Here is a 5,455-nt window from a genome sequence, read left to right on the forward strand (position 1 = left end):
CTGCGCAGCTGATAGCCCCAGGTGGGGGCAGTTTCTAGCCGTCCTTTGTCAATGCAGTCCTGGAGTAGCTGGATCAGCTGTTGCCGGATGCGATCGCAAATTTCCTTATAGATTCCCGTGAGCGGCTGGCCTCGGGGTGGACGACCTACTTTTCGCGATCGCATCATCGTATCCACCAGCTCAGAGAATGTACCATCGTCCACTGCCGATGGCGACCCCTGGAGAGTCAGGATAAGTTGCTTAAAACGCGATTCCATAGGTAGGGTGCAATACGGTACGAGTATCCATTCAAACCTTCTCAAGATTATCGGCCTGTTTCCTGATAACTCATACGATTCGATTAGTTTTTACGCAAAAAGTTATAAAAGATTTGATAGGATACCCGAAACGTATTCCCTATAAGTACTTGGATGCATAACCACCCCACCGATCACCCAAAAACGCCACTTGGGATATCACTAATATTTTTCCGTAGGTCCTAGGGCGGCGGAACGCCCTAGCCATGGGGGTGTGGGGAACTCGGCGGGACCCCACGCAGCCGATTTTGCCAACTACCAACCCCCCAAATACATCGCTCGAGTATTAACCAACCGCGATAGAGACTGCTAAGAATTCTCTTCTCTCAGCAGCTCATTATCCCAATCCTGCTTCTCCCATTGCCCTAGCCAAGCTTGAGCAACTTTCTGAGCAAAGTCTGCCTGGCTAAGATGGCCAAATCGCTGCTCCAGCCCCCCAGAGACATGGCCATAACACCCTGAGTAAACGTTCCCGTCATCGCCATACGCTGCTCATTATCGATCATAGCGTCCCATCAGCATTCGCCTCAGAAGAAACTGTTTCAGGAATAGTTGCAATTCCTAAACTTGCTCCTTCAATGGCACGTAGTTCATCCATCACTGTGATGACTTTACCATGATAGGTTTGTTCATCCGCTTTGATGGTGATCAGTGCTTCTTGGTCAGGTTCCAGCTGCTGAACAATGCGAGTTCGCAAAGTCTCTTCTGTCACGGATAGCTCACCCAGAAAAAGACTGCCATCAGGTTCGATGGTGACCGTAAAGTCAGCCGGTTCCTGCGGTTCAGACGTATCGGTTTCAGGGAGATTAACGGGTAAGCCTTCTGTACGAGTGAGAAAGAGGGTAGAGACAATGAAAAATGCAAGAATTGCAAAAATCACGTCAATCATGGGCAAGATGTTGATCTCAAACTCGTCTTCGAGCTCATTATCAAGAATTCGCATATTCAGGAGTCCCTATCTTATGGGTGTATTTATCTTCGTACAGGAGTTCAAGCTGACCGCCGTGTTCTTGTAAAAGAGCTATCTGTCGCTTGTAGAGGCCACGAAACAAGTTGGCAAATAACAAGGTGAAAATCGCCACAACCATACCGGCAGCGGTGGATACTAACGCCTCACTAATACCGCCAGTGACGGCTTCTGCATTAGAGCCAATACCGCCAATCTCGATGGCGTCAAAGGAGCGAATCAGACCTAAAATGGTGCCGAGTAGCCCTAATAATGGTGAGACTGTGATGATGGTTTGAAAGATCGTGTTAAAGCGCTTAAGGAGTGGCAATTCCGCCTGGGTGGCACTTTCTAGGGCAAGACGAAATTGACTAGGAGAGGGGCTTTCAAGCTCTAGCGCTTCTAGAAAAATACGGGAAATGGGTAGATGAATACTTTGCCGAAGTAGGGCAAACACATCCATCGGTGCACGACGATAGGTGGCCAAGACTTTTTTGACAACTTTTCGCTGATTACGGTTAATGCGGAGCCAGAAAATTAAACGTTCAGTGGAGAGTGCGATCGCAATCAGTGAAAACAGCACCAGCGGCCACATGACAATGCCACCCGCTTGAAAAATCTCAGTAAAAGACATACCTACAACACCTACCAGGCTATAGAATTTTGACTGTCAGACTAGCTTGCAACCATCCATGCCAAGGCACAAGTTTATAGGCATGGTATGCCAGTAATTAATGACATTGAATGTCATATAGAGGCTCATTGTAATATACGTCGATGCAATTCATGTACAATAATGATACTTCCTTGAAAAGCGTTGTCAGGCTCTCGTTTCAGTGGCTGGAGCTCATCAGACATTAGGCCCAGCCAATAGCAATTGCACTGATTTTCCTATTTCATTTTTTTATCGATAGAGCTAGACTGATACAGTTCATGCCTAGTCTTAATTGATAAAGGCTATCAATAGCTTTCCCATGGCGCTTTCCCCATCATGTATAGAACAGCATAATAAGGAAAACGCGATTGCCCGCAGGTGGGTCTGCCTGGGAATGGTGGGGGCAGCCGGATTGCACGCAGCGCTGATTCCTTTGTTAGCCCTTCAGCCGATTGTGCGTGAGGATGAGCTTGAGCGGATCGAGCTGATTGTAGCAGCCCCACCTGAACCTGAACCGTTGGTGGAAGTAGAGCCTGAGCTAGAAGAGCCTCCTCTAGAGCCTGAAGAAGCGCCGCCACCGCCCAAGTCGGAAGATACAGAGCCGGAAGAACCTGAGAAACCCGAAGAGCCGGAGCCAGAAGAATCAGAGGAACCCGAGGAGCCTGAAAATTCGGAGGAGCCGGAGCCGGAAGAACCCGAGGAACCCGAAGAGCCTGAAAATTCGGAGGAGCCGGAGGAGCCGGAAGAACCCAAACAAACAGGGGACAGCGAAGAGCCTGTAAATGAACCCCCTGAGAGTTCTTCTGATGTTAGCGAACCCAGCCCAGATACCTCGGCACCGGTCGCTCAGAGTCCTAGTACAGAGGGCCGCACGCCCACTAGAGTTGCCGCTGCTGCCGGGCCGGGGATCGTGGTACCGACCGGTAAGCCTAGTGAAGAAGACGGTGACGGCACTGGGGAGACAGGATCTGGAGAAGATTCTGAGACTCAGACAGCCGCGCGGCAGGGATCTGGCGAAGAGTCCTCAGACGGAGGATCTTCTTCTGGTAGAGGCAGCAGACAGTTTGGCTGTCGAAATTGTGTTAGACCTGACTATCCTGATGAAGCCTTAGACGAAGATGTCGAGGGGCAACCAGCCATTGAATTTGAGGTGGATGAAGACGGTAACGTTGTCAATGCCCGTGTGGCTCAGTCCAGTGGTAGTGCGGCATTAGATCGAGCGGCATTAGACGCCGTGAGACGCTCAAGATTCACCTCAGGCGGTCAAGGTCGGGCCCGTACGATGGAAGTAGACTTTTCCATTGAGGGCTCTGATCGCAATCGTGCCGCCCAGCGACATGGCGAACGGCGAACGGTTGAGGAGGCAGCGCCTACAGCAGAAGAGCCGACCGTTACCGCCCAGCCCACAGCACCGGCTGCGGGTGGCTCAGAAAATAACGCACCCACCAGTGTGCCAGAGACGGCGGCTGGCGACAGTGCACCCACTAGCCCAGCGGCTAACGGTGCTGAGGATGCAACCCAAGAGGCGGAGGCTCCGGCGGTATCAACACCCGAGACTCCAGATACTCCCGAGACTCCGGCTGATGCAAGTCCAGCACCAGCGACTCCGGCAGCATCGCCCCCCGCAACAGCGCCAGCGGCACCATCTAGCCCCCAACAGCCGAGTACACCGCAGCCGAGTGCACCCGCAACACCTCAGCCGAGTACGCCAGAGCCGAAACCGCAGCCAAGTGCCCCTGCAGCGCCGCAGCCGCCAGCACCGCAGCCGGTCCAGCCAGCGCCGCAGCCGAGGCCCCAGCCCCAACCAGCGCCGCAGCCAGCACCCGCAACTCCGCCTCCTGCTAGCGAGCCAGCCAGCTAGTACCTATGGAGAGGAAATTGTTCATTCAACCACGAACTGCGCTGACGGCTGGATATGTTGTTGGGATTACGCTGCTGTTAGCCTGTTTTGTGGCCAGCATTGCCTTAGGTGTCGCTGACATCGCGCCCGCAGATGTGTATCAGGCGTTAGTCTCACCAGATGGCTCGACAGAGCACTTAATCATCCGGACCGTACGATTGCCGCGTTCAATTACCGCATTGTTAGTCGGTGCGGCGGTGGCAGTGGCCGGAGCGATTATGCAGGGTCTAACGCGAAATCCTTTGGCGGATCCTGGTATTTTGGGTATTAATGCCGGAGCCGCACTAGCTGTCGTCACCGCAGTCTTTTTATTTAATGCGGCATCGCTGAGCGTCTATGCGGGCTTTGCTTTATTGGGATCCGCCATTTCTGCTGTGACAGTCTACGCGCTGGGTTCTTTGGGGCGAGGTGGACTGACGCCGCTAAATCTCACTATCGCTGGGGCAGCTTTGACAGCGCTGGTCTCATCGTTGACTACAGGCATGCTGATTCTTAGTCAGCGCACCCTAGAAGAGATTCGGTTTTGGTTGGCGGGCTCAGTTGCGGGGCGAGATATTGAACTGGTTATGCAGGTGTTGCCCTATTTGGTGTTTGGGTTAGTTTTGGGACTGGCGTTAGGGAAACAGCTAACGACGTTAAGTTTGGGTGATTCTGTTGCCAAGGGACTGGGGCAAAAGACTATTTGGATCAAGGTATTGGCGGCCATCAGTGTTGTGTTGCTGGCGGGAGGGTCGGTTGCGATCGCAGGTCCCATCGGTTTTATCGGACTAATTGTCCCCCACATTGTCCGCTTTTGGACTGGGGCCGACTACCGTTGGATTTTGCCCTATTCGGCCCTATGTGGGGCAATTTTGTTGCTACTAGCTGATATCGGGGCTCGTCTGATTATTCAGCCCCAGGAGCTACCGGTAGGTATTGTGATGCCGCTGCTGGGCGCGCCCTTCTTTATTTATCTCACTCGGTCTCAGGTGAGGCGCTAATCCTATGGAAAAAACGGGGCAGTGGCTAGTTTTACGAACAGAATTTCTGTCTACGCGCCTCGACAGGCGGGTGCCAAAAGTGTTGATGGGGCTGGCACTGGTCACTTTGGCAGCCATGATTTGGAGTGTCGGCCAGGGAGACTATCCGGTGCCGCCGCTGGATGTGGTGCGTACTGTGCTGGGGTTACCCACAGATAACGCCGACTATGGCTTTATCGTCAATACCCTGCGCTTACCCAGAACGCTGGTGGCCTGGGGTGTGGGTATGGCGTTAGCGATCGCAGGCACGCTCACCCAGGGAATCACCCGCAACCCGTTAGCGGCGCCTGGCATTATTGGCGTCAACGCCGGGGCATCTTTGGCGGCAGTGAGTCTAATTGTCGCGTTTCCAGGGGTGCCCATGGCCCTACTGCCCATGGCTGCTTTTCTAGGAGCGCTCACCATCGCCATTTTAATTTATCTCCTGGCCTGGAATGGGGGAAGTTCTCCTGTCAGACTGATTTTAGTCGGGGTGGGCTTTAGCCTAGTGGCGGGTGCCCTGACTAATCTGATGATTACCTTTGGCAACATTTACGATGTCAGTCAGGCACTGGTGTGGTTGGCGGGCAGCGTTTATGGTCGCAGCTGGGCTCAGGTTTTTGCCTTTACGCCCTGGCTAGTTGTTTTTGGGTTGTTGGC

At 53.2% G+C, this 5,455-nt stretch carries 6 protein-coding genes and 1 pseudogene; 3 read left to right on the forward strand and 4 right to left on the reverse strand.

Going from position 1 to position 5,455, the window contains the following annotated elements; genetic code table 11:
- The 4 genes and pseudogenes from IQ260_RS27300 to IQ260_RS27315 form a co-directional block, all read right to left on the reverse strand.
- A pseudogene (locus IQ260_RS27300) lies at positions 1-257 on the reverse strand (hypothetical protein); the annotation flags it as partial.
- A gap of 404 nt (positions 258-661) precedes the next feature.
- A complete protein-coding gene (locus tag IQ260_RS27305) occupies positions 662-802 on the reverse strand; it encodes a hypothetical protein (protein ID WP_193996232.1) in 141 nt (46 codons plus the stop codon).
- Positions 799-1,239, reverse strand: coding sequence for an ExbD/TolR family protein (locus IQ260_RS27310; protein WP_193996233.1), 441 nt, complete (start codon positions 1,237-1,239; stop codon positions 799-801). Before IQ260_RS27310 ends, IQ260_RS27305 begins: the two co-directional genes overlap by 4 nt.
- Positions 1,226-1,876 carry a MotA/TolQ/ExbB proton channel family protein gene (locus IQ260_RS27315; protein ID WP_193996234.1) on the reverse strand — a complete coding sequence of 217 codons (651 nt, stop codon included), beginning with the start codon at positions 1,874-1,876 and terminating at the stop codon, positions 1,226-1,228. Before IQ260_RS27315 ends, IQ260_RS27310 begins: the two co-directional genes overlap by 14 nt.
- Positions 1,877-2,216: 340 nt before the next feature.
- On the opposite strand from IQ260_RS27315, the gene IQ260_RS27320 reads away from it, so the two are divergent.
- The 3 genes from IQ260_RS27320 to IQ260_RS27330 form a co-directional block, all read left to right on the forward strand.
- The gene (locus IQ260_RS27320) at positions 2,217-3,758 is read left to right on the forward strand and encodes a TonB family protein (RefSeq protein WP_193996235.1); all 1,542 of its coding nucleotides are present in this window, start codon (positions 2,217-2,219) and stop codon (positions 3,756-3,758) included.
- Between the two features lie 17 nt (positions 3,759-3,775).
- The gene (locus IQ260_RS27325; protein WP_322745061.1) at positions 3,776-4,777 is read left to right on the forward strand and encodes a FecCD family ABC transporter permease; all 1,002 of its coding nucleotides are present in this window, start codon (positions 3,776-3,778) and stop codon (positions 4,775-4,777) included.
- 4 nt (positions 4,778-4,781) lie between these two features.
- A partial coding sequence (locus IQ260_RS27330; protein ID WP_193996237.1) for a FecCD family ABC transporter permease occupies positions 4,782-5,455 on the forward strand: 674 nt, incomplete at its 3' end.

Origin of the sequence: Leptolyngbya cf. ectocarpi LEGE 11479 (assembly GCF_015207065.1) — a bacterium.
Taxonomy (GTDB): domain Bacteria; phylum Cyanobacteriota; class Cyanobacteriia; order Phormidesmidales; family Phormidesmidaceae; genus Leptothoe; species Leptothoe ectocarpi.